The sequence below is a fragment of the Massilia sp. Masssp94 genome (assembly GCF_059491305.1).
Genome location: NZ_CP168501.1, coordinates 6,033,964 through 6,058,267, shown reverse-complemented (window position 1 = coordinate 6,058,267; position 24,304 = coordinate 6,033,964). Strand labels below are relative to the sequence as shown.

16 protein-coding genes are annotated in these 24,304 nt (G+C 65.5%); 13 read left to right on the top strand and 3 right to left on the bottom strand.

Annotation, left to right across the window (positions count from 1 at the left end; translation table 11 throughout):
• Positions 1–4: 4 nt before the first annotated feature.
• Entirely contained in the window at positions 5–754 is a 750-nt protein-coding gene (locus tag ACEN9G_RS26690; protein ID WP_413343741.1) for a FadR/GntR family transcriptional regulator, read from the top strand.
• Here ACEN9G_RS26690 and ACEN9G_RS26685 read toward each other — a convergent pair whose 3' ends face one another.
• Positions 755–2,500 carry a methyl-accepting chemotaxis protein gene (locus ACEN9G_RS26685; protein ID WP_483127242.1) on the bottom strand — a complete coding sequence of 582 codons (1,746 nt, stop codon included), beginning with the start codon at positions 2,498–2,500 and terminating at the stop codon, positions 755–757.
• A gap of 148 nt (positions 2,501–2,648) precedes the next feature.
• On the bottom strand, positions 2,649–5,591 hold the full coding sequence (locus tag ACEN9G_RS26680; protein ID WP_413343897.1) for a TonB-dependent receptor plug domain-containing protein: 2,943 nt from the start codon (positions 5,589–5,591) through the stop codon (positions 2,649–2,651).
• 325 nt (positions 5,592–5,916) lie between these two features.
• On the opposite strand from ACEN9G_RS26680, the gene kdgD reads away from it, so the two are divergent.
• The 8 genes from kdgD (at position 5,917) to ACEN9G_RS26640 (ending at position 15,866) form a co-directional block, all read left to right on the top strand.
• Positions 5,917–6,828, top strand: a complete 912-nt coding sequence (kdgD, locus tag ACEN9G_RS26675) for a 5-dehydro-4-deoxyglucarate dehydratase (protein ID WP_413343899.1) — start codon at positions 5,917–5,919, stop codon at positions 6,826–6,828.
• 33 nt (positions 6,829–6,861) lie between these two features.
• Positions 6,862–8,442, top strand: a complete 1,581-nt coding sequence (locus tag ACEN9G_RS26670; protein ID WP_483127241.1) for an aldehyde dehydrogenase (NADP(+)) — start codon at positions 6,862–6,864, stop codon at positions 8,440–8,442.
• 127 nt (positions 8,443–8,569) lie between these two features.
• On the top strand, positions 8,570–9,979 hold the full coding sequence (locus tag ACEN9G_RS26665) for an MFS transporter (protein ID WP_413343050.1): 1,410 nt from the start codon (positions 8,570–8,572) through the stop codon (positions 9,977–9,979).
• Positions 9,972–10,856 carry an SMP-30/gluconolactonase/LRE family protein gene (locus ACEN9G_RS26660; protein WP_413343052.1) on the top strand — a complete coding sequence of 295 codons (885 nt, stop codon included), beginning with the start codon at positions 9,972–9,974 and terminating at the stop codon, positions 10,854–10,856. The genes ACEN9G_RS26665 and ACEN9G_RS26660 overlap by 8 nt, the downstream gene beginning before the upstream one ends.
• Before the next feature lie 115 nt (positions 10,857–10,971).
• The gene (locus ACEN9G_RS26655) at positions 10,972–11,589 is read left to right on the top strand and encodes a flavin reductase family protein (RefSeq protein WP_413343054.1); all 618 of its coding nucleotides are present in this window, start codon (positions 10,972–10,974) and stop codon (positions 11,587–11,589) included.
• A 272-nt stretch (positions 11,590–11,861) separates the two neighbouring features.
• Positions 11,862–14,060: an NADP-dependent malic enzyme gene (locus tag ACEN9G_RS26650; protein ID WP_483127240.1), complete on the top strand. Its 2,199-nt coding sequence runs from the start codon at positions 11,862–11,864 to the stop codon at positions 14,058–14,060.
• 4 nt (positions 14,061–14,064) lie between these two features.
• Positions 14,065–14,772, top strand: coding sequence for an ABC transporter substrate-binding protein (locus tag ACEN9G_RS26645; protein WP_483127239.1), 708 nt, complete (start codon positions 14,065–14,067; stop codon positions 14,770–14,772).
• A 53-nt stretch (positions 14,773–14,825) separates the two neighbouring features.
• A complete protein-coding gene (locus ACEN9G_RS26640) occupies positions 14,826–15,866 on the top strand; it encodes a DUF4380 domain-containing protein (RefSeq protein ID WP_413342986.1) in 1,041 nt (346 codons plus the stop codon).
• Between the two features lie 118 nt (positions 15,867–15,984).
• On the opposite strand, the gene ACEN9G_RS26635 is transcribed toward ACEN9G_RS26640, so the two are convergent.
• Positions 15,985–18,945, bottom strand: coding sequence for a TonB-dependent receptor (locus tag ACEN9G_RS26635; protein ID WP_413342988.1), 2,961 nt, complete (start codon positions 18,943–18,945; stop codon positions 15,985–15,987).
• A 944-nt stretch (positions 18,946–19,889) separates the two neighbouring features.
• Here ACEN9G_RS26635 and ACEN9G_RS26630 point away from each other — a divergent pair.
• The 4 genes from ACEN9G_RS26630 to ACEN9G_RS26615 all read left to right on the top strand — a co-directional run bounded on the left by ACEN9G_RS26630 (position 19,890) and on the right by ACEN9G_RS26615 (position 24,301).
• On the top strand, positions 19,890–20,933 hold the full coding sequence (locus ACEN9G_RS26630; protein WP_483127238.1) for a LacI family DNA-binding transcriptional regulator: 1,044 nt from the start codon (positions 19,890–19,892) through the stop codon (positions 20,931–20,933).
• 597 nt (positions 20,934–21,530) lie between these two features.
• A complete protein-coding gene (locus tag ACEN9G_RS26625; protein ID WP_413341242.1) occupies positions 21,531–21,704 on the top strand; it encodes a hypothetical protein in 174 nt (57 codons plus the stop codon).
• A gap of 139 nt (positions 21,705–21,843) precedes the next feature.
• A complete protein-coding gene (locus ACEN9G_RS26620; protein WP_413341244.1) occupies positions 21,844–22,977 on the top strand; it encodes an MvdC/MvdD family ATP grasp protein in 1,134 nt (377 codons plus the stop codon).
• Between the two features lie 64 nt (positions 22,978–23,041).
• Positions 23,042–24,301, top strand: coding sequence for an HlyD family secretion protein (locus ACEN9G_RS26615; RefSeq protein WP_413341245.1), 1,260 nt, complete (start codon positions 23,042–23,044; stop codon positions 24,299–24,301).
• The last annotated feature ends 3 nt before the right edge of the window (positions 24,302–24,304 follow it).

The following is a 24,304-nucleotide window of genomic DNA, read 5'->3' as shown; positions in this document are numbered from 1 at the left end:
CCGCATGAACTCGCCGACCGCCCTGCTGCCCGCCCGCAAAAAATACCGCAACCTCGCCCAGGGTGTGGTGGAAGAATTGAGCGCGCGCATCCGCCGCTCCGAATTCAACCCGGGCGACAAGTTGCCGCCGGAATCCGCGATCATGGAAGAGTACGGCGTGAGCCGCACGGTGGTGCGCGAGGCGATCTCGCAGCTGCAGGCGGGTGGGCTCGTGCAGACGCGCCACGGCATCGGCACCTTCGTGCTGGAACCGCCCGCGACCACGCTCGGCATCGGCACGGACAGCGTGGTGACGGTGCGCGACGTGCTCGCGATCCTCGAACTGCGCATCAGCATGGAGACGGAAGCCGCGTGGCTGGCCGCGTCGCGCCGCACCGAGGAACAGGTGGCGCAGATGGGCCAGGCGCTGGGCGAGATGCAGCGCGCGCTCGAGAATGGCCGCACCTCGGTCGAGGCCGACGTCCGCTTCCACCAGCTCATCGCGGAGGCGACGGACAACCGCTATTTCGTCGAGCTGCTGGGCCAGCTGGGCAGCGCGATCATCCCGCGTGCACGCCTCAACACCCCCGGTCTCGGCGAAGACAAGCCGGCCGACTACCTCGAACGCGTGAACCGCGAGCACGAGGACATCTATAAAGCGATCCTGCGGCGCGACCCGGAAGCGGCCCGCGCCGCGATGCGCACCCACCTCTCCAACAGCCGCGAACGGCTGCGGGAAGCGCAGCAGCGGCTGCAGGACCAGCCGCGCGCCTGATCAGCGGTACTGCAGCGCCACCACCTGCGCGCCGCGGCGCGGCTTGCCGGCCAGCGCCGGGCGGGCGGACGCGGCCGCCGGCGCCCGTTCCAGCGTGAAGATGCCCACGGCCTGCAGCAGCGCCTGCGCCTGGTCCTTCAGGCTTTGCGCCGCCGCCGCGGCCTCTTCGACGAGCGCCGCATTCTGCTGCGTGATACCGTCCATCTGGTGCACGGCGCTGCTCACTTCCGCGATGCCGTGACCCTGCTCCGCGCTGGCGCGGGCGATGTCGCCCAGGATGCCGGACACCTGGCGGATCGCATCCATGATCTCGTCCATCGTGCTGCCCGCTTCGTCGACGAGGCGGCTGCCCGTCTCCACGCTCTGCACGGACGCGCTGATCAGGTCCTTGATCTCCTTGGCCGCGCCGGCGCTGCGCTGCGCCAGCGCGCGCACTTCCGCCGCCACCACCGCGAAGCCGCGGCCCTGTTCCCCGGCCCGCGCCGCTTCCACGGCCGCGTTCAGCGCGAGGATGTTGGTCTGGAACGCGATGCTGTCGATGACGCCGATGATGTCGGCGATGCGTGCCGAGCCATCCTTGATGTCCCCCATCGTCGACACCACCTGCGCCATCACGTCGCCGCCCTTGCCGGCGACCGTGGAGGCGCGCGCCGCCAGGTCGTTGGCGTTGTGCGCGTTGGCCGCGTTGCGCTGGACGGTCCCGGTCAGCGTCTCCATCGCGCTGGCGCTCTCCTCGAGCGACCCGGCCTGCGCTTCCGTGCGTGCCGACAGGTCGGCATTGCCCGTCGCGATTTCATCCGTCGCCGTCGCCATGTTTTCCGTGCTCGTGCGGATCCTGGCCAGCATGTCGTGCAGGTTGCCGTTGATGGTGGCGATGGCCCCCATCAGCCGGCCCACCTCGTCGTCGAACTCCACGACGACTTCGCCCGACAGGTCGCCCCCGGCGATGCGGTCGGCCGCGGTAACGGCCTTGTTCAGGTTGCGCATGATGTAGCGGTAGACCATGTACAGGGCGGCGGTCGTCGACACGAGCGACAGGACCATCAGCGCGATCGCGGCCGTCATCGCGCTGCCGGTGGCCTGGTGGGCGTCGGCGACGGCGGCGCCGGTGCGCTCGTCGAGCAGGCGCAGGAAGTCGTTCAGCGGCACCATGATGCGCGCCTTGTTGCGGTGGTACGCGGCGTCGTGCATGATCGCCCGCGCGAATTCCGCATTCGGTTCGTCCTTGCGGGTAAATCCGCCGCGGCCGTCGTCGAACAGGCCCTTCACGGCATTCATCGCGGCGACTTCGGTCTTGACGAGGGCGTCGGACACGTCCTGCGCCTCCCGCAGCTTGGCGAATTCCTGTTCGCTGAAGCCGGCCTTGCGCATCAATTCCTGCAGCGGGACCGCCTGGCCGCTGGACGGCGGCACCGCGACGCCGCCCGCGACGAGATCCCAGTAGATGCGCTCATAGTGCTCGGGCCGCGGCCTGGTGCCGTTGCGGATGGCGAGGATGTCCTGGTATTGCTGTTCGTAGCGGCTGTCGCCCGTGACCACGTAGGTGCGGGCGAGGCGCGTGAGGTCGTCGGAGCTCTGGCGCAGTTCGTCCGCCAGCAGATAGGACCGGTAGCGCGACTCGCTCGCCTCCGTCGCGCGGCTTTGCGCGACGGACACGCGCTGCAGCGCGGCCAGCATGAGGCTGGCCATGACCAGGGTCAGGGCCAGCAGGGTGATGAATGTTTGTTTGATTGTAAGATGCCGCATGGTTGTCTCCTCCTCGACACCTACAATCTATCCAAATCTCACCGGGTAAAATAGTGGGAAAGCATAAAAATCGGAAATATATTCTCTAAAAGCAATATATGTTGCGCTGAGACATCGTCGCTCCCGCGAACGCGGGAGCGACGGTTGCTTAAAACGCCATCCGAACACCGGCGCGATAGGTGCGGCCGATCACGTCATACAGCGCCGGATTGATACCGATACTGAGGTTCGTCTGCGGCACGAGCACCGGCCCGCGGTCGGCCAGGTTGTCGATCTTGAAGTACAACATCGAGTCCTTCGCGAACGTGTACGTCGCACCGAAGTCGATGTACGTGGCGCCCGGCAGGTGGTTGTCGTAGATCGTCGGATGCGCCGCGGTCGGCACCGGGCAGTTGGTCTGGCACTCGATGAACTCGTTGCTGAACACACCGGCGCTGACCCAGCGCTCGGTCAGGCTGAGACCCAGCTTGCCGTCGTCCCACGACTGGGTCAGGAGCGCCTTCCACTTCGGCGTGCTGCCCGCCATGTTGCCAGCGCCCTCGCTCGGCGTCGTGCCCGGCACGCCCGGGTCGGACACCGAGTGGATCGTGCGCGTCGCCATGCCGCGCAACGTGAACATGCCCGGCAGGCCGTAATCACGCAGGTTCGTGCGGTACGCCGTCTCGATGTCGACGCCGCGCGTGTGCAGCGACGCGAAGTTGAAGCTCTGCGCCAGCACGTAGTTCGTGCCGGCCGCACCGTTGATCGACACGGCGCTGCACACGTTCTGGTAGCCCGCGTAGCACAGGTCGACCTCCTGCTGGGGACCCAGCGAGTTGATCACGTTCTTGACCTTGATGTCGTAGTAGTCGACGGACAGGTTGAAGCCGCGCGCCCAGCCGGGTTGCGAGAGCACGATGCCGAACGAATTGTTGCGGGCCACTTCCGGCTTCAGGTCCGGGTTGCCCACGTTGCGCTGCTGGATCTGGATGGACGAACCCTGGTTGTTGTTGACGGCCTGGTTCGTCACCGTCATCGCGGCATACAGCTCGGACAGGTTAGGCGCGCGCACGTCCTTGGAGCTGACGGCGCGCAGGCGCAGGCCGTCGACGGGCGTCTTCCACGTCGCGCCGATCTTCCACGCGCTCGCATGGCCGGCGGTGCTGTATTTTTCTTCGCGGTCGGCGATGTTCAGGTTCGCCTCGCCCCACGTGGCCGACTTCAGGAACGGGATGTTGAACTCGAGGTAGGCTTCCTTCACGTTGAACGCGCCGCGGCCGTTGTGGTAGTTCCCGGCGAACCAGTTGTCGCCGCCGGTCGACAGCGTGGTGTCGAGCGGATAGCTCGGGCCGTAGCGCGACTGCAGGTCCACGCCGGCGCCGTACGGGTCGCCGACCACCGAATAGTCCTCGCGGCGCCATTCGAAACCGGTGGCCATCGAGATCGGCCCGGCCCAGCCTTCGGCCACGTCGCCGTGCACGTTGGCGCTGACGACGTTCTGGCTCGAATCCGTATGCTGCATCGGCCCGTTCAGCGGCGCGATGTACGACCAGCCGGCCATGTTGATCGGCACGTCGCCGAAGATGTTGATCGGCTGGCAGCCGTTGGCGCGCGCGTTGGCGTCACGGCAGACGATGTTGCCGCTGGCGTCGCGCACGGCATCGATCGCGTAGTTGTAGCGGCGGTTCAGGGTGATGTCCTGCACGTGGATGACGGTCGTGTTCTCGCCATGTTCCGCGTACGCGTCATACGACCAGTCCTTGCCGAACAGCGTGAAGCGGCCGTCCGCACCGACGACGAAGCGGCGCTGCGTGCGCGTCGGGAGCACGGAAATATTGGCGGGGAATTCCGCGTTCGCCGTCCCGACCTGCATCACGCCGTTCGGATAGCCGGATGCGCAGCCTGCCGCGATCGACGCCGGCAGGTACGCGTTGTCGCACTTGATGCCGAGGTTGGCCTGCTTGGCCGCGCCCGGGTTCGGCGAGAACACGGATTTCACCTGCGCCCAGTTGCCCGTCACGTAGATCTCGTTATCGGCGTCGAGGTCCCACGACACGCGCGTGTACGCGACCTGGCGCTTGAAGTTCATCGCCAGGTTCGTGCCCGCGCCCACGCTGCCCGCCAGATCGCCGCCCACGCAGAAGTTGCCCACGCAATTCGACCCGTACTGGAACGGGTACGGCGTGCCGCCCGGACCGAATGCCGTGCCTTTCAGCGGGCCGTCCGTGATCAGGCCGTACTTCGCGTACTGGATGTGCTGCGCGTGCTGGATGCTTCTGTAGCGCGGCGCGCCCGCGGCCTGCATCGCCTTCGTCGATTCCTGCAGCGCCGGGTTCTTGTACCAGCTGCGGCCGTTCGCGCCCACTTCGCCGAAGCCCGGCGAATCGATGCCGTTCTCCTTCGTGAACTCGCCGCTCGCCGTCACGTGCAGGCGATCGTTCATGAAGCCCCTGCCCCACGCGGCCTGCAGGGTGCCGTTCTTGTCGTCGTGGTACTTCGTCATGCCGCCTTCGGCATTGAACTTGAAGCCGCTGAATTTTTTGTCGGTGATGAAGTTCACCACGCCGCCCACCGCATCGGAACCGTACGACGCCGACGCGCCGCCCGTCACGACGTCCACGCGTTTTACCAGCAGTTGCGGGAACTGGCTGACGTCCGTGACGCCGGTGACGTTCGCACCGACGACGCGCTGGCCGTCCAGCAGGGTCAGGGTGCGGATCGTGCCGAGGCCGCGCAGCGACAGCGACGACAGGCCCTGCACGCCGCTCGACGTGCTGTACGTGAACGTCGTGCGGCCCGTGCTGCCCTGCAGGGCGGGCAGTTCGGCCAGCGTGTTGAACAGGTTCGGCTTGGCGGATTTCGCCAGGTCGTCGGCCGTCAGCGTCGTCGTCGGCGTCGGCTGGCTGAAACCGCGCGCGGCGATGCGCGAGCCGGAGACGACGACGGTGTTGACGCCCTCCTGGGGTGTGGCCGCCGCCGGCGCGGGTGCGGGTGCCGAAGCGGGATCGGCGGGGGCGGCGGCGGTCTCCTGGGCATGGCCCGGGAGGGCGAGGACGCCGCAGGCACTGGCGACGGCGAGGTGGATCAGGGTCTTGCGGAACTGCTTTGGCATGGTGTCTCCGTTTTTGTTTTATCGGTGTGGTCCGGTTGCGAACCGCGATGCCCGGCAGGGTGCTCTCTTCACCTCATCCCGGTCCGCTGCCTCTGCTTTACGCGGTGGTAACGCTATCTGTTACCGCTATCATTGCGTAAATTGCATTTTGAACCGCATCGTAAATATGCGTCCAATAACTTTTTTTAATCGCTCGATGCCAAAATCGGTATCGCTCTGTATGCAGCCCCAACAATTTGTGCTTGCCCTTTTTCCGCCTCACTTGTACGATGACTGACAATTGTTGACACATCATCGCGCCCGCGCGTCCTTCCCTGGAGACCCAATGAATCCGCAAGAACTCAAGCAAGTCATGTCGTCCGGCCTGCTGTCCTTCCCCATCACCGACTTCGATGCAGAAGGCAACTTCCGCCCCAGCACCTACATCGAACGCCTGGAATGGCTCGCCCCGTACGGCGCCACCGCCCTGTTCGCGGCCGGCGGCACCGGCGAATTCTTTTCGCTGACGCATGACGAGTACTCGCAGGTGATCAAGACCGCCGTCGACACGTGCGCCGGCAAGGTGCCCATCCTCGCCGGCGCCGGCGGCCCGACCCGCGCGGCCATCGCGTTCGCGCAGGAAGCCGAGCGCCTCGGCGCGAAAGGCGTGCTGCTGCTGCCGCACTACCTGACGGAAGCGAGCCAGGATGGCCTCGTCGCGCACGTGGAAGCCGTCTGCAAATCGGTCAAGATCGGCGTCGTGGTGTACAACCGCGCGCAGTGCCGGCTGACGCCGGACTCGCTGGAAAAGCTGGCCGACCGCTGCCCGAACCTGATCGGCTTCAAGGACGGCATCGGCGACATCGAACTGATGGTCTCGATCTGGCGCCGCATGGGCGACCGTTTCAGCTACCTGGGCGGCCTGCCGACCGCGGAAGTCTACGCCGCGGCGTACAAGGCGCTGGGCGTGCCGGTGTACTCGTCGGCCGTGTTCAACTTCATGCCGAAGCTCGCGATGGATTTCTACCACGCGATCGCCAAGGACGACCACGCGACGACGAACCGCCTGCTGGACGAATTCTTCCTGCCTTACCTGGCGATCCGCAACCGCAAGGCCGGTTACGCCGTGTCGATCGTGAAGGCGGGCGCCCGCCTCGTCGGCCACGACGGCGGCCCGGTGCGCGCACCGCTGACCGACCTGACGGCGGAAGAATCCGACATGCTGCACAAGCTGATCGTCGCCCAGGGCGGCCAATAAAATAACAAGAACGACTACCAGCAAGGAGAAACCATGACGATTCAAGGTGAAATGATCATCGGCCGCCGCGTCGTGCGCGGCAGCGCCGGCACCACGCGCGCCTTCAACCCGGCCACGCGCGCCCAGATGGAACCGGAATTCGGCCTCGCGACGGAAGACGACGTCGCCGCCGCCTGCACGCTCGCGGAACAGGCCTTCGACACCTACCGGAACCTGCCGCTGGAACTGCGCGCGCGCTTCCTGGAAACCATCGCCGACCGCATCATGGACATCGGCCCCGCGCTGATCGAACGCGCCTCCGCCGAATCGGGCCTGCCGACGGCGCGCCTGGAAGGCGAGCGCGGACGCACGTGCAACCAGCTGCGCCTGTTCGCCAAGGTCGTGCGCGACGGGCACTTCCTCGAAGCGACGCTCGATTCCGCCCTGCCCCAGCGCACGCCGCCCCGTTCGGACCTGCGCATGCGCAAGATCCCGCTGGGCGCCGTCGCCGTCTTTGGCGCTTCGAACTTCCCGCTCGCGTTCTCCGTCGCCGGCGGCGACACCGCCTCCGCGCTGGCGGCCGGCTGCCCCGTCGTCGTGAAGGCGCACAGCGCCCACCTCGGCACGTCGGAACTGGTTGGCAAGGCCGTGCGCCAGGCGGCCGAAGACTGCGGCATGCCGGACGGCGTGTTCTCGATGCTGATCGGCGAAGGCCGCGTGGCCGGCCAGGCGCTGGCCGCGCATCCGGCCATCAAGGCCGTCGGCTTCACCGGTTCGCGCCAGGGCGGCCTCGCCCTCGTGCGCACGGCGAACGCCCGCAAGGAACCGATCCCCGTCTACGCCGAAATGAGCAGCATCAATCCGGTCTTCATCCTGCCGGGCGCCCTCGCTGCAGGCGGCGCGAAACTGGCCGGCGCGTTCGTCGACTCGCTGACCCTGGGCGTGGGCCAGTTCTGCACGAACCCGGGCCTCGTCATCGCCCTCGCCGGCGCTGACCTCGACGCCTTCCGCGCGTCCGCCGCCGAAGCGCTCGCAGCCAAGGGCGCCGGCACGATGCTCACCGCGGGCATCCACCAGGCCTATGTCGACGCCGTCGGCCGCCGCTCCGGCATCGAGGGCGTGCAACTGGTCGGCCAGGGCAGCGCCGAAGGCACGGGCTGTGCCGCGCAGGCCGCGTTGTACGCCTGCGACGCCGCCACGTACATCGCCAGCCCGGCGCTGGACGAAGAGATCTTCGGCCCGGCATCGCTGGTCATCGCCTGCCGCGACGAAGCGGAGATGCTGGCGGTCGCACGCCACCTGGAAGGCCAGCTGACGGCCACCGTCCATGCGACGGCCGCCGACCGCGAACTCGCGGGCAGCCTGCTCCCGACGCTGGAGCGCAAGGCCGGCCGCGTGCTGTTCAACGGCTTCCCGACAGGCGTCGAAGTGTCGCACGCGATGGTGCACGGCGGCCCGTTCCCGGCCACGTCGGACAGCCGCTCGACGTCCGTCGGCGCCACCGCCATCGGGCGCTTCCTGCGTCCGGTGTGCTACCAGGACGTGCCGGCGGATCTGCTGCCGGAATCCCTGCGCGACGACAATCCGCTGGGCCTCGCGCGCATGGTCGACGGCACTTTGCAGCTCGCAAAATGATCATCAAGTAGAGCGGAGTAGCACTCAACTGCGCGCGGGCGGCTGGTACGATGTGCCGGCCGCCCGCCACGGCCGGAGGAGACGCCGGCCACGCGTACGTCAGCATAATCAAACATAAGGCCTGACCATGACCCGCAATCGCACCGGCGACGCCGCAGTCGCCAGCCCCGCCGCCCGGCCCGCCGGCGGCAACTACCGGTGGACCATCTGCGCGCTGCTGTTCTTCGCCACCACCGTCAACTACCTCGACCGCCAGGTGCTGAGCCTTCTCGCGCCGTCGCTGTCGAAGGAATTCGGCTGGTCCAACACGGACTACGCCAACATCGCCGCCGCCTTCCAGTTCATCTACGCGATCGCCCTGCTGTTCGCGGGCAGGATCGTGGACCGCCTCGGCACCAAGACCGCGTACATCCTCGCTATCGTCATCTGGTCGGCCGGCGCCGTCGCCCATGCGTATTCGATCGAGCTGGGCAACGGCCTGAAATCGCTGCTCGGCCTTGCCGTGCCGGCCTCCGTCCTCGGCTTCATCATCGCCCGCACGATCCTCGCGATCGGCGAAGCGGGCAACTTCCCGGCCGCGATCCGCGCCACGGCGGAATACTTTCCCAAGTCCGAGCGTTCGTTCGCGACGGGCATCTTCAATTCCGGCGCCAACATCGGCGCGATCCTGGCGCCGCTGACGGTGCCGGTGCTCGCCGCGATCTGGGGCTGGCAGGCCGCGTTCATCTGGATCGGCGCCGTCGGGTTCCTGTGGGTCGGGTTCTGGGCGGTCCTGTTCGACGAACCCGCTCGCCAGCGCCGCGTGTCGCGCGCGGAACTCGAATACATCCGCAGCGATGACGCAGGTTCGGCTCCGGTGGCCGCGACCGGCCCCGCCCCCAGCTGGCGAACCCTGCTCGGCCTGCGCCAGACGTGGGCCTTCATCGTCGGCAAATTCATGACGGACGGCGTCTGGTGGTTCTTCCTGTTCTGGCTCCCGAAATACCTGACCGACAAATACGGCATGGCCACGTCGGACCTCGTGTTGCCGCTGGCCGTCCTGTACAGCATGACGATGGTCGGCAGCATCGGCGGCGGCGCGCTGCCGTCGCGCTTCATGCGCCAGGGCAGCGCGCCATACGACAGCCGCATGAAGGCCATGCTCCTGATCGCGTTCTTCCCGCTCGTCGTGCTGCTGGCGCAGCCGCTGGGCCACCTGGGCTACTGGGTGCCCGTGATCCTGATCGGCATCGGCGCATCCGCCCACCAGGCGTGGTCCGCCAACGTGCTGACGATCACGTCGGACCTGTTCCCGCGCCATTGCGTCGCCTCCGTGGTCGGCATCGGCGGTCTGGCGGGCGGCATCGGCGGCGTGCTCGTGACGAAGATCGGCGGCATGCTGTTCGACTACTACGGCGCGCAAGGCCAGATCCAGACGGGCTACATGATCATGTTCTCGTTCTGCGCGCTGGCCTACCTGGCCGCGTGGGTCATCATGAAGGTGCTCGTGCCGACCCAGGACATGGTCCGCCTGCCGGAGGAGCTGGCGCATGCCTGACGCGATCGTGGAAAGAGTGCACGGCGTGAGCTGCGCCGTGGGCGAGAGCCCCGTCTGGCACGCCGGCGAACAGGCATGGTACTGGGTCGACATCCCTGCCCGCCGCATCTGGCGCCTGGACCATGCCTCGGGTGCGACCCGCCACTGGACGGCGGCCGAGATGGTCGCCTGCATCGCGCCGCGCGCCGCGGGCGGCCTGATCGCCGGCATGGAGACGGGCATCTTCACCGTCGACCTGCGGGACGACGGGAGTGTCCGTGCAGAACGTCTCGCCGCGCCGCCCGAACTGGCGCCCGGCATGCGCTTCAACGACGGCCGCACGGACCGCCAGGGCCGCTTCTGGAGCGGCACGATGTGGATGGACATGGCGGCCGCGCTGCCGATCGGACGTCTGTACCGCTACGACGGCGCGGGCCTGTCGGCACCGCTCGTTTCCGGCCTCGTCACCCAGAACGGCCTCGCGTGGTCGCCGGACGGGCGCACGATGTATTTGTCCGACTCGCACCCGACGCGCCGGCGCGTGTGGACGTTCGACTACGACGTCGACGCGGGCGTGCCGCACGACCGGCGGCTGCTCGTCGACATGGCCGCGTACGCGGGCCGGCCGGACGGGGCCGCGATGGACAGCGACGGCTGTTACTGGGTCGCGGGCAATGATGGGGCGAGCCTGCTGCGATTCACGCCGGTCGGGAAGCTGGATCGGGAACTGAAGCTGCCGGTCGCGAAGCCGTCGATGCCCTGCTTCGGCGGGCCGGATCTGGATACCCTGCTGATCACGTCGATCGTGCAGCCGGGGCATGAGGATGATTCGCTGGCGGGGGCGGTGCTTCTCGTGCGCCCCGGCGTGACCGGCGTGCCAGAGGTACCGTTCTCGTAGAGTGGGCGGCCGCCGCCCACGCGGACGTTCGCGTCCTGCCTGCTGTCGCGTGGGCACGGGGTGCCGCATGCGCCCGGCGCCTGCACGGATGGCGCCGATGCGGTATCGTGCTTGTATGAACGACATCCATTTTTACGAACCACGCGCCGGCCACGGCCTGCCGCACGATCCCTTCAACGCCATCGTCGGCCCCCGCCCCATCGGCTGGATCTCCACCAAAAGCCGCGCCGGCATCCTGAACCTCGCCCCGTACAGCTTCTTCAACGCATTCAACTACACGCCGCCGCTCGTGGGCTTCGCCAGCGTCGGTTACAAGGACACCGTCCGCAACGTCGAGGAAACGGGACAGTTCTGCTGGAACCTGGCCACGCGCGCCCTCGCCGACCGCATGAATACCACCTGCGCGATGGTGCCGCCCGACGTCGACGAATTCGCGCTGGCCGGCCTCACGCCCGCCCCGTCGCGCCTCGTGGACGTCCCGCGCGTGCTTGAAGCCCCGGTCTCGTTCGAATGCAGGCTCACCCAGCTCATCCGGCTGCACGACGCGGACGGGCAGCCGGCGCCGAGCTGGCTCGTGCTGGGCGAAGTCGTCGGCGTGCACATCGCCCGCGCCCAGCTGAAGGACGGGGTGTACGACACGGCGCACGCCGGCCACATCCTCCGCGGCGGCGGGCCGGCCGACTATTTCGAGGTCGGTCCGGCGCAACTGTTCCGGATGTTCAGGCCACAGTGATATACCGAATATCTGGCGAAGTAGGCAACATCGCCCGCGATCACGTATGATCGCGTATCGCCGTGGACACGGCGCCCCGTCCGCGCCCGCGCCAGGAGCGCGCGCACAGCCCCGGCCACCACGCCGTGCGGGCAACGGAGGCGCGCCACCACCCGCCGCCGAATCGGGCGCGGCGGATGTCCCGGCCTGCCTCCCCGCACGGTCCCTGCCGTGCGCCGGATGGCCGCAACGAATCCATAACATCGTCCGCGCAAAGCGGCATAGGAGAAATCATGAGTACCGAAAGCAGCCTGAACGAGGCTAAAGACACCCAGTTGCGCGCCGACGCGCTCGAGTACCACCGCAGTCCGGTACGCGGGAAGATCGAGGTCGTCGCCACGAAACCCCTGTCGAACCAGCGCGACCTGTCGCTCGCCTATTCGCCCGGCGTCGCCTACGCCTGCGAGGAAATCGCCGCGGACCCCGCCACCGCCGCCGATTACACCTCACGCGGCAACCTGGTCGCCGTGATCTCGAACGGCACCGCGGTCCTTGGCCTGGGCAACATCGGCCCGCTGGCCTCGAAGCCCGTCATGGAAGGCAAAGGCTGTTTGTTCAAGAAATTCGCCGGCGTCGACGTGTTCGACCTGGAACTGGCCGAGAACGATCCCGACAAGCTGGTCGATGCGATCGCGATGCTGGAGCCGACCGTCGGCGGCATCAACCTGGAAGACATCAAGGCGCCCGAGTGCTTCTACATCGAGAAGAAGCTGCGCGAGCGGATGAACATCCCCGTCTTCCACGACGACCAGCACGGCACCGCGATCATCTCGAGCGCGGCGCTCCTCAACGCACTGAAGGTCGTCGGCAAGGACATCGGCCAGGTGAGACTGGTGGCGTCCGGCGCCGGCGCGGCGGCCATCGCCTGCCTCGACATGATGGTGAGCCTGGGCGTGAAACGGCAGAACGTCTTCGTCGCCGACTCGAAGGGCGTGATCTGGCAGGGCCGCGAAGCGAACATGGAAGCGAACAAGGCCCGCTACGCACAACAGACCGACGCGCGCACGCTGGCCGACATCGTCGACGGCGCCGACGTGTTCCTCGGCTGCTCGACCGCCGGCGTCCTCACCGCCGACATGGTCAGGACGATGGCCGCCAGCCCGATCATCCTCGCGCTCGCGAACCCGGAACCGGAGATCCGTCCGGAAGTGGCGAAGGCCGCGCGTCCGGACTGCATCATCGCGACCGGCCGTTCGGACTATCCGAACCAGGTCAACAACGTGCTGTGCTTCCCGTACATCTTCCGCGGCGCGCTCGATTGCGGCGCCACCCGCATCACGGACGAGATGAAGCTCGCCTGCGTGAGCGCGATCGCCGACCTGGCCGAGGCGGAAGCGAATGACGCCGTCGCCGCCGCCTACGCCGGCCAGGACCTGAACTTCGGTCCCGACTACATCATCCCGAAACCGTTCGACCCGCGCCTGATTGCCGCCATCGCGCCGGCCGTCGCCAAGGCGGCGGAAGCATCCGGCGTGGCCACGCGTCCGATCGCCGACATGGACGCCTACCGCGACAAGCTGGGCGAGATGATCTACCACACCGGCTTCTTCATGAAGCCCGTGTTCGCGAAGGCCAAGGCCGCGCCGAAGCGCGTCGCGTATGCCGACGGCGCCGAGCCGCGCGTGCTGCGCGCCGTGCAGACCGTCGTCGACGAGGGCATCGCCAAGCCGGTGCTGATCGGCCGCGCGGCCGACGTCGAAAAGGCGATCAGGCAGTCCGGCCTGCGCCTGAAGGCGGGCGTCGACTACACGCTCGTCGAAGCCGAGGGCGACACCACCCTGCAAGGCGCCCGCCTGCTGAACGCGGGTCAGGTCGACTCGCTCATCTGCGGCATGACGGGCAGCTACGACACCCACCTGGCGCACGTGAAGAACGAGATCGGCCTCGCCCCGGGCGCCGACGTACTGGCCGCGATGAACGCGCTCGTGCTGGACAAGATGACCCTGTTCATCACCGACACGTACGTCAACGACAACCCGTCCGCCCAGGAACTGGCGGCGATCACGAAGCTGGCCGCGCAGGAGATGCGCCATTTCGGCCTCGAGCCGAAGGCGGCGCTCGTGTCGCACTCGATCTTCGGCTCGTCGCAGCGCCCGTCCGCGCAGCGCATGCGCGACGCGCGCGCCCTGCTCGCCTCGAGCGCGCCGGAACTGCCGGTGCTGGGCGAAGTCCACGGCGACGCCGCGCTGTCGGAAGACATCCGCCGCATCTATCAGTCGAAGGACGATTTCGCCGGCAGCGCCAACCTGCTCGTGATGCCGTCGCTGGATGCCGCCAACATCCTGTTCAACGTGCTGAAGGTCACGTCGGGCAAGGGCGTGACGGTGGGGCCGATCCTGCTGGGCGCCGCGAAGTCCGTGCACATCCTGAGCCCCAGCGCGACCGTGCGCCGCATCGTCAACATGACGGCGCTCGCAGTGGCCGAGGCATGACGGGATGAACTTCGCGCCGACCGGCAAGCTGCGTGCCGCGATCAATCTGGGCAACCCGATCCTCGCGCACGCGGCCGGCGACGGCGGCGCGGGCGGCGTCTCCGTCGATCTCGCCCGCGAGTTCGCGCGGCGGCTCGGCGTGGACCTCGAGCTCGTCGTCGTCGACACGGCCGGCAAGTCGGTCGACGCCGTCGCAACGGAGCGCGCGGACATCGGCTTTTTCGCCATCGATCCCGCGCGCGGTGCCGCCATCGCGTTCACGGCGCCGTACGTGCTGATCGAGGGCAGCTACCTCGTGAAGGCCGGGTCGCCGATCCGCGCCAACGAGGACGTCGACCGGGCGGCGCACCGTGTCGTCGTCGGCAAAGGAAGTGCGTACGACCTGTTCCTGACCCGGGAACTCCGGCAGGCGCAGATCGTGCGCGCGCCCTCCTCACCCGCCGTCGTGACGACGTTCCTCGAACAGGGCGCGGACGTGGCGGCCGGCGTGCGCCAGCAGCTGGAAGCGGACGCGCGCGACCGCCCCGGCCTGCGCCTGCTGGACGGCCGCTTCATGGTCATCCGCCAGGCGATGGGCGTGCCGAAATCGCGGGGCGGGCACGCGGCCGCCGCGCTCGCCGCGTTCGTCGAAGAGATGAAGGCGAGCGGCTTCGTGGCGGACGCGTTGAAGCGCCACGGCATCGAAGGCGCATCGGTCGCCCCGCCCGGGTGATTCTTTGCTAAGCTGTCAGGCTGAAACCGATTTCACACACAGCCCGACAGCTTATGCCCACACCATCCAAAACCGCAACAGCGCTGGTCCTGTCCTGCGCCCTCACGGCCGCAGCACAAGCGGCAGATATTCCCGTCCACACCCTCGACAACGGCAGCGTGCGCGCGACCGTCACCGACGCCATCGGCGGCCGACTGCTGTCGTTCGGGCTGGCGGGCCAACCCAGCTTCATCAAGAGCGACCTGGCCGCCGGCGATCCGCACCTCGCCATCGGCGGAACGACGGACAACGTCGGCTGGCTCGGCCACGAGATCTGGGTCGGTCCGCAAAAGGAATGGTGGTCGCACCAGGACGTGAACCCGGCGCGCGCCGGCCTGCCGTGGCCGCCCGATCCGTGGCTGAGCCTCGCCCGCTACAAGATCGAGGAGAAGCGGCCCGACGCCATCACGCTCGCGAGCCCGGCCAGTCCCGTGAACGGCCTGCAACTGGTGAAACGCTACAGCCTCGCGGCGGGCAAGCCGCACAGCCTGCGCATGGACGTCGACGCGGCCAACGCGCGCAAGACGCAGGTGGCGTGGGACATCTGGTTCAACACGCGCGCCCATGGCGACACGCGCGTGTACGTGCCCGTCGCGCGGCGCGAAGACGTGCGCCAGCAGGCCATCGAACCGAAGCCGGACATGGTGCCACTGACGTGGACCTTGGCGGACGGCCTGTTCTCGCTGGACGCCTACCCGGCGGGCAAAGGCCAGCCGCACCGCAACGGCAAGATGCTGCTGCAGCCGTCCGCCGGCTGGATGGCGGGTTTTCATCAAGGCCAGGTGCTGGTGATCCAGTTCACGCACCAGCCGCGCACGGCCATCCATCCGGACCAGGGGCAGATCGAGTTGTACAACGACTGGCAGCCGGAAGCGCCCGAGAAGGGATTGATGGAGATGGAGGTGCACGCGCCGTACGTGACGCTGGCACCGGGCCGGCACATGCAGGCGTCCGAGCAGTGGACCCTGCTGCCCTATGGCGGGCCGGATACGCGTGCGGCGCAGGTGGCGTTCCTGCGGGCGCATGCGAAGGAACTGGGGCTCGACGGACTCTGAATAACGTCGCCCCCGCGGAGGCGGGGGCCCAATCTTGCATGCGCTGACGAGATGCCTGCAGAACTTGGGCCCCTGCCTTCGCAGGGGCGACGGATCTTGCGTTACCTACGCTACGCGGTTAGAAGCTGTAACGCATCTTGGCCGTGTAACGAGGACCCGAGACGAACCATGCACGGCCCATGAAGCCCGTGCTCTGCTGCATGAGCTGGCGCGCCTTGGAGTCGGTCAGGTTCTGCGCCTCCAGGCCGATCGACAGCCGGTCCGACACGTTGTAGAAGATCGAGCCGTCCAGCTGGCCGTAGCCGTCCGCCCACGTCGGCAGCGCCCAGGCCACGTTGTGCTGGCCGAAGGTCGGGCTGGCCGGATTGCTGTCGGTGCCGTCGCCGCCGTTGGTGCCGTTGACGTTCACGTTCTGCAGGTTCTTCGAGCGCCAGTTCCAGGCCAGGCGCGCCGAGATCTTGCCCTGGTCATACATCAGCGCCAGGTTGTACGACTGGCGCGACAGGCCGATCAGCGGCAGATCGTCGAACGTGGTGCCGTTGGTATCGCAGCCGTTCAGGTTCAGGTTGAAGTTCGCCGCCGAGTTGCTGCCCGTGCAGTACACGGAGTGAACCGGCTGGTGCAGCGACGTCTTGCTGTCCACGTACGTGTAGTTCGCCTGCACGCCGAAGCCCGACAGCCAGCCCGGCAGGAAGTCGAAGTACTGCTGGAACGCGATTTCCGCGCCGCGCGCATGGCCGTCCGCGCCGTTCACCGGACCCGTGGTCGTGAAGGTGTACGACTTGCCGGTGTTGTCCGCCAGGTCGTAGCCGTACGACTGCTTGATGATGACGTCCTTCAGCTGCTTGTTGAAGACGCCGAAGGTCAGCGAACCGGTCTTCGCGAAGTACCACTCGGCCGTCAGGTCCACCTGGTGCGAACGGACCGGACGCAGGTTCGGGTTGCCCGTACCGGTACCCGTGTAGGTGACCAGGCCGCTGGAATTGTCCACGTTCTGCGACAGCGTCGTGTAGCCCTGCAGGTCGCTGAAGTCCGGACGCGAGATGCCGGTCGACAGGCCGAAGCGGAACTGCAGCGCGTCGCTCGCCTTCATGCGCAGGTTCAGGCTGGGCAGCACGTTGTTGTAGCTGTTGCTGAAGTCCTGCTTCTGGGAGAACGCCGTGAACTGCGGGATGCCGGCACCCGTCGAAGTGCTCGGGGTGAACACGGTGTAGCCGTGCGCCGTCATGTCGGTCTTCACGTAGCGCAGGCCGATGTTGCCGTCGACAGGGTACTTCAGGTCGTCGAAGCCGAAGCGCAGTTGCGAGTACAGCGCGCCGGTCTTCTCCTTCTGCTCGTTGACGCCGGCCGGATCGGTGCCGAACGTGGCCGGGTTCCACGACGTGCAATTGTTGGTGCCGTTGTTGCACAGCATATTCGGATACGTGTGCAGCTGGGCATACGAGGCCGGGTAGCCGGTGGTCAGCGCGACGGCCGGGAAGACCAGTGCCGGCACCGACGTGTTGTTGTTGAAGAAGTTATTGAACGAGTGGACCTGCACCTGGTTGTTGAAGCGCGGATCGCCCAGGTAGGCGAGGCTCGACAGCGTGTTGGTCGGACCGACCTGCCACGTCTGGGTGATGGCGGCCCAGTTGTAGCTCGGGTTCGAGTTCTCGTTGCGCGAATCGCGGTCCGTCAGGCGGACGCCGAAGCGGATGTCGCGCAGCACCGGGTGGTCGAAGTCGTACTTCGCATCCGTGCGCCATGCCCATTCGCCCGCCTTGCTGCGGTCCTGGTGTTCCATCGTGAACGCCCAGTAGTAATTGTTGGGGTTCGCGAGGTAGGCGCGGTCGGCGTCCGTGAACGACAGGGTCGGCACGTCGCCGCGCAGGTCGATCGTCTCGCTCGGCATCTGCACGCCGGTGGCCACGGTCGAGTCGAAGCTGCTGGTCGTGGCGCGGATGCGCTGCAGGTCGGTCGTGATGGTCCAGCGGTCGTTCGGACGCCAGCGCAGGTTCCACGACACGTCCGTCGTTTCCGACGTGCGGTCGGCCGAACGCGTGTCGCCGCCGAAGTTGATGCCGCCGTCGGCCGGATCGGTCAGCGTGCCGGTCAGCAGCGCGCCTTTCGAATTGAACGTCGCATCCTTGCTGACCTGGATGTTGTAGGGGCTCGACTGGGCGAAGATCGCCTGCTCGTCCCAGTGCATCTTGTAGCGCGACTTGAAGAACGTCAGCGAGGAGCTCAGCGTGCTGTCCTTCTTCCACTGCAGCGCGCCGTAGGTACCCCTGCGCTTGCGGTCGAATTCCAGCGTGCGCCATTGCGAGCCCTTCGGGATCCACACGGTCTTGCCGGCCACGACGTCGTCGCGCGGGTAGTACGGCTCGACCTGGAAGGCGTCGGTGCGGGTGCCGCTTTCGGAATACGCGAAGTCGACGAGGGCGCCGATCTCGCCGAAGCCCGTCTTCCAGCGGTCCGAGAACATGAACGAGGCGGACGGCTGGCGCTTGCCGCGCTTCAGTTCGGAATACGTGTCTTCCAGCGTGAGGGCCAGCTTGCGGCCCTTGAAGTCGAACGGCATCGCGGTGCGCAGGTTGACGAGACCGCCGACTGCGCCTTCGATCTGTTCCGCCGACGGGTTCTTGTAGACGTCGACGCCGGCCATCAGCTCGGGCGGCACGTCCTCGAAGTTCAGCGAGCGGCCGCCGTTCGCGGAGAACGAGTCGCGGCCGTTCAGTTCCGAGCGCACGTACGACAGGCCGCGCACGTTCACGCCCGAACCTTCGACCGAATAGTGTTCCGGGTCGCCCTTGGACATCGTGCGGTCGATGGTCACGCCGACCACGCGCTGCAGCACCTCGGTGACCGAACGGTCCGGCAGCTTGCCGATGTCGTCGGCGACGATCGAATCGACGATCTCGTCCGAATTCTGCTTGAGCTTCTGTGCGGACTGCAGCGCGGCGCGTTGGCCCGTCACGACGACGACGTTGGAACCGGAAGCGTTCTGGCCCGCTTCGGTCTGCGCCAGCGCATAGCCGCTGGCAAGCAGTGCGATCTGGCCGGCTGCGACGGCGATCGCGGTTCTCTTGAATCGAATCATGGTGTCTCCTGTGCTCTCTAATTGATGCTCCGCTTCACGGCGGAGCTGGTTACGACGGCGGATGAAGCGGCCGCCCTGCGGCGGCCGCAAAAACGGTCTGAGAATTACGCTGCGCGGTAACGCGGCGCTGCCGGAACGACGGTCGGAACGGATCGGGAATGGCGCCCGGATCGGAAGGAATGAGGACGGCTGGATGAGGTCGGCATTCTTGTCTCCACGCTTTATTGATTGCGTTGGCGATGTAGTCGTTATGGTCTTGTAATCGTTTTCATGAGTGTAGATATTTACTGTGATTTTTGTCAAACCCCATAACATCACTGTTGCACGCTAACATCGAAGGTATATATTATTTACAACAAAGTATGCTGAAAGTTTATAGCTCAGCAATTCGTTCTAAATCCGCAACAGCCATGCCAGCCGCGCACGATTAAATCGCATTGCACCCGGAGCGCAATCGAATTGCACACCAGACAAAAGGCGCGCAGGCCCCGTGATGCCGCCACCAGGCCGCACCCGCCCCCGGCCAACGTAACGCTGATGCACGTAGATGAGAACAAGATTCATGACGTTCACCACACGAAATCAGCCGTATGATCCGAGGGTAGCCAAGGTAGCGCAATCAGCGAAGTTGACCTTGCCCATGAAATACCGCGTTCCTCCCATATATCGGTGCATTGCAACGGCGCCAATCAGCGATACAATTTGGTAGCGCAATCAATTAAATTTTTGAATCGTTGATGAAAACAATTATCGATCCCCATTTTGCATCAGTAAGGGAATGCAGTGGTATCTTGTCGCTATCGCGCCCAGCATTTAGAGTCGCTGCTATTTATTTCGATACGCGGTCCAATTCAATAGAAGATCGCAATTAAAGACATGATCGATTTTCAGAAGTTCCGTAACTGTATTCGCCGCAGCGCCCGACCGGGCTGCCCGGAGACCGCATGAACGCGCCGGTCGCCCCCCCCAAGCGGACCCGGCGCACGAAAGGCGGCCTCACGCTCGTCGACGTGGCGCGCGTGGCCGGCGTGGCGCCGATCACGGTGTCGCGCGTGCTCAACTCGCCGGAGAAGGTGTCGCCCGACCTCGTGCAGAAAGTGCGCGCCGCGATCGAGCGGACGGGCTATGTGCCGAACCTGCTGGCGGGCAGCCTGGCGTCGACGAAGAGCCGCATGGTTGCCGCGATCCTGCCGACCATCGCGGGCTCCGTGTTCATCGATACGGTCCAGGCGCTGACGGAAAACCTCGCCGCCGCCGGCTACCAGCTCATCCTGGGCCAGTCGGGCTACGAGAATTCGCGCGAGGACGAGCTGCTGGAAGCGATCATCGGGCGCCGGCCGGACGGCATCGTGCTCGCCGGCATCATGCGCTCCGCACAGGGCCGGCGCCGGCTGCAGGCGAGCGCCATTCCGCTCGTCGAAACATGGGACCTGACGCCCACGCCGGCCGACATGCTGGTCGGTTTTTCGCACGAGGACATCGGCCAGGCGGTGGCCGAATTCCTGTACCAGCGCGGACGGCGCCGCGTCGCCGTGATCAGTGCGTCCGACGAGCGGGCCCAGCGCCGCAACCGCGCGTACGTGCAGGCGGCCGTGCGGCTGGACATGCAGGGGCCGGACGGTTCGGTCCCCTTCCACACGATCTCCGCGCCGGGCACGGCGGCGGGCGGCCGCGCGGGCCTGCGCGCGCTGCTGGCGGACCATCCCGACATCGACGCCGTGTTCTGCAGCTCGGACATGGTCGCGCTGGGCGTGCTCACGGAAGCGCACAAGCTCGGCATCGACATCCCCGGCCAGCTGGCCGTCGTCGGCCTCGGCGACCAACCGTTCGCGGCCGAGACGTACCCGGCCCTCACGACGGTCCACCTGGACGGCCGCAAGATGGGCCAGCTCGCGGCGCAATTCATCATCGACCGCATCGCGGGCACGCCCATTCCCGAAGTCGTGCGCGACATCGGCTTCACCATCGTCGAGCGCGAGAGCGCTTGAGGCGCGGCGCGTAGCCGCCCGGGCGGCGCGTCGACTGGCGCACCGCCCCCCCCGCGCCCGCGTCGACCGCGCCTGACGCGCCGGTCCCCCGTCAACCCGCGAAGTCCGGGCTTCCCCGGCATTGTGATCTTTCCACTGCGCAATTTTCTTATTGCCGAGCCAGCACCCGGTCCGGCGCGCGCCCGGCCGGACGACCTGCCGAGCCGCGGCCTGGTAAAAAAAGTGTCGCAATTAATCAAAAATATGATCGAAAGGCTGCCGGCCGCTCGATCCGCACCGGGTAACAGGGATGCGATAACGACTGGTTTTCGATTCCTTGCAGATTCAATCCGTCGGTTATCGATCGGGCGTGCTCCGATAAGCCGGATGCGACACTGTGAAATCGATAACATAGAATAACATCACAGATTTTCACATAATGCGGCGTATCGCTTACTGGATAAGTCGGCATTCGCTTTCCAATGCCGTCGGATAACAATCCAGCCTGTTGACTCGCATATTTTGGCTGATGTATAAATATTTGCCGCTTCGAAGTAACACATTACGTTGCGGCTCAATCCTGTTGATATCTTTCTTTATTTTTCAGAAGGAGAAAAAATGGCACGAGTAATGGCCCGTAACACGGCACGCGAACTGACCAGCAACGAAATCGAACACGTGTCCGGTGGCGATGCCAGCTATACGACGATCGTGAGCTACCAGCAATACGACGAACAAATGCGCACCTGGACCATCGTTTACGACGCTGTTCCGTACGACACTCGCGTCTGATTATCGGGCGATCGAACACGCCAGTTAATAAGCGTAGAGGTTCACGCGAGTCATCGCGTGAACCTCCTTCGGACCGGGATTTGGCGGGTCGACATTACTCGCTGTCTTTACGCAAAAATATCTGCATTGTGGAGAATTGGTGAAAGTTCTTATCAAGACCATTGCTGACGACATGCATGCTTTCGCGGTCAAGTGGGCTCTGGAGCAAAAGGGGGTCGAAACCGCTATCTGGTTCACGGACAATTTTCCCGCGCGTACGGAAGCGTCGTTCCATATCGGGCAAACCACCCACCTCGACGTTGTGCTGCGGGCCCAGGACGCCCTCCGCATTGCAGAGTTCGGCACCCTCTGGAATCGCCGGATCTCGCAGCCGGTCATTGCCCCGGACGTCCACCAGGCCGATCGAAAATTCGCGGAACGCGAGGCTGCGGACTTCGTGCAGTCGATGTATTCGTTCGAACACAGCGCCATTTTCGAGGTAAATCCCGGCCGTGCCCGGAGAATCGCCCTGCTGAAACCCGTGCAACTGGTCGAGGCGGGAAAAGTCGGCCTGCGCATTCCGGACACCCTGATAAGCAATTCTCCGAACCAGGTCGCCCGTTTCTTCAAGAAACACAACGGAAACATTATTTTCAAATCGTTTTCGCCCCATATCTGGGTTACCGAAAATGGCGAAGTCTCGAGCCTGACCACGGCACTGGACGAAATCCAGATAAACGATTCCGAAGCCATTTCGATCACGCCCGGTATTTATCAGGAGAAAATCGAAAAACGCCACGAATACCGCATCACGTTCATGGGGGACCGCGCCTTTATCGCAGTCAACCGCAGTTTTGATCCGTCGCTGGTGGACAGCCGCACGAGCAGCACGGCATATGACGGCACCGGCATGGTTTCCGAATCCGTATTGAACCGATGCCGTCAACTCATGAAACGGCTCGGGATTTGTTTCGGCTGTTTCGACATGATCCAGCCCAAAGACGGAAATGAACCGATATTTCTGGAAGTAAACGAAATGGGCCAGTGGCTCGCTTATGAGCGAGATATTGCCGGTTTCGACATGCTGGAAGCATTCGCGAACTTCCTGATCTCGAGGGATCCGCATTTCAACGATTCGGGACACGGAAGGGGATTGCGCTACAGCGATTACCTGGCTTCTCCTGAATTCAACGTGGACCAGGAAGGCATATTGCAGCGCCTGCGCGCGCAAAACGTGACCCACAACGTGATCACCAACGAAGTGAAAGCGCCTGCCCACGCCGAGGCGGCGTGACGGCGTTCCGTGGATCGGACTCTCCCTTAAGAAAGCAGTACCGCTGCCGAAGCGGACGACATCAATGAAGCGAGACATATTCAGACTCGAAGCCATCGAATACCAGTCGGCGTCGTCCCTGGGCACGATCTTCATCGCACGGCCGCTGCGGCTCGACGTCATGTGCGGGGTGCTCTTCGCATTCTTCGTGGGCTTCCTGGTCTTCGTGTACACGGCGTCCTACACATCCAAGGAAACCGTAAAGGGGCTGATATTGCCCAGCAAGGGCGTGGCAAGGATTACCGCCCCCTCCCCCGGCACCGTAACCCGCCTCTACGTGAAGGAGGGCCAGCTCGTCCAGAAGGATGAACTGCTGGGCGAGATACTGATCGACCCTTCGGGCAAAAGCACGGACGTTGCGCAGGCAGGCATCAGCCAGGCTATCGAAGAACGGCTGGCGCTCGCCAAGGACGAGATCGGCAGGCGCAAGCTGACGCAGGACGCCGCGCGCGCCGGACTGTCGGACAAGATCGCAGGCATCGAACAGGAACTCGCCACCCTCGACAAGGAAATCGCCATCCAGAAGGAGAATGTCGAGCTGGCAAAAGGCGGCTTGCGCCGCTTTGACGAGTTACATCAGAAAGGCTTCATCTCCTTCGAAGGAACGAGCAACAAGCGCACGCAATACCAGGAAGCGGCAGCGCGGCTGGAATCCCTGACGCGCGAGCGCATCAGGTTGCTGCGCGATCTCACGGCGGCACGCCATGATCTCGCGGCGCTTCCCATGCGCGACGCGACAGAGCTCAGCGATGCGATCCGAACCGAGCTCCAGGAAAAACAATCGCTGCTGGAAAGCGAAAGAAAACGCGTCATCAAGATCTGGGCGCCTGAAACCGGCAAGGTAACTGGCATTAATTTCCCGGAAGGCCAGTCGGTCGGCATGGGGAAAGTCTTACTGAGCATCGTGCCCGTCGGATCGAAGTACCAGGCACATCTGTTTGTGCCGTCGAAGTCGGCCGCATTCATCCGGCGGGATGCCTTGACCTACCTGCGGCTGGATGCATTCCCCTACCAGAGATTCGGGACACTCAGGTCCAGAGTCGAGACGGTCAGCATGGCGACCATTCTTCCCGACGAGATGACGGAACTGGGCATGCCGGCTGAGCTATCGAATGGCAAGGCGGTGTACCGCGTCGTCGCCGACATCGTCGGGGAGTCCGACAGGATCCCGCTTGAGAATATTCGGCCGGGCATGCAGTTCGAGGCCGACGTGACCATGGACACGCAAAAGATCTATAAATGGCTGCTCTCTCCGATATTCGGCATCCAGAACAAGAACAGGTAATTG

Excerpts from the sequence above, each read along its gene's own strand:
- ACEN9G_RS26625 (WP_413341242.1), top strand. The coding sequence starts at position 21,531 with ATGGCACGAGTAATGGCCCGTAACACGGCACGCGAACTGACCAGCAAC.
- ACEN9G_RS26665 (WP_413343050.1), top strand. The coding sequence starts at position 8,570 with ATGACCCGCAATCGCACCGGCGACGCCGCAGTCGCCAGCCCCGCCGCC.
- ACEN9G_RS26685 (WP_483127242.1), bottom strand. The coding sequence starts at position 2,500 with ATGCGGCATCTTACAATCAAACAAACATTCATCACCCTGCTGGCCCTG.
- ACEN9G_RS26645 (WP_483127239.1), top strand. The coding sequence starts at position 14,065 with ATGAACTTCGCGCCGACCGGCAAGCTGCGTGCCGCGATCAATCTGGGC.
- ACEN9G_RS26660 (WP_413343052.1), top strand. The coding sequence starts at position 9,972 with ATGCCTGACGCGATCGTGGAAAGAGTGCACGGCGTGAGCTGCGCCGTG.
- ACEN9G_RS26655 (WP_413343054.1), top strand. The coding sequence starts at position 10,972 with ATGAACGACATCCATTTTTACGAACCACGCGCCGGCCACGGCCTGCCG.
- ACEN9G_RS26615 (WP_413341245.1), top strand. The coding sequence starts at position 23,042 with ATGAAGCGAGACATATTCAGACTCGAAGCCATCGAATACCAGTCGGCG.
- kdgD (WP_413343899.1), top strand. The coding sequence starts at position 5,917 with ATGAATCCGCAAGAACTCAAGCAAGTCATGTCGTCCGGCCTGCTGTCC.
- ACEN9G_RS26690 (WP_413343741.1), top strand. The coding sequence starts at position 5 with ATGAACTCGCCGACCGCCCTGCTGCCCGCCCGCAAAAAATACCGCAAC.
- ACEN9G_RS26650 (WP_483127240.1), top strand. The coding sequence starts at position 11,862 with ATGAGTACCGAAAGCAGCCTGAACGAGGCTAAAGACACCCAGTTGCGC.
- ACEN9G_RS26670 (WP_483127241.1), top strand. The coding sequence starts at position 6,862 with ATGACGATTCAAGGTGAAATGATCATCGGCCGCCGCGTCGTGCGCGGC.
- ACEN9G_RS26630 (WP_483127238.1), top strand. The coding sequence starts at position 19,890 with ATGAACGCGCCGGTCGCCCCCCCCAAGCGGACCCGGCGCACGAAAGGC.
- ACEN9G_RS26635 (WP_413342988.1), bottom strand. The coding sequence starts at position 18,945 with ATGATTCGATTCAAGAGAACCGCGATCGCCGTCGCAGCCGGCCAGATC.
- ACEN9G_RS26680 (WP_413343897.1), bottom strand. The coding sequence starts at position 5,591 with ATGCCAAAGCAGTTCCGCAAGACCCTGATCCACCTCGCCGTCGCCAGT.
- ACEN9G_RS26640 (WP_413342986.1), top strand. The coding sequence starts at position 14,826 with ATGCCCACACCATCCAAAACCGCAACAGCGCTGGTCCTGTCCTGCGCC.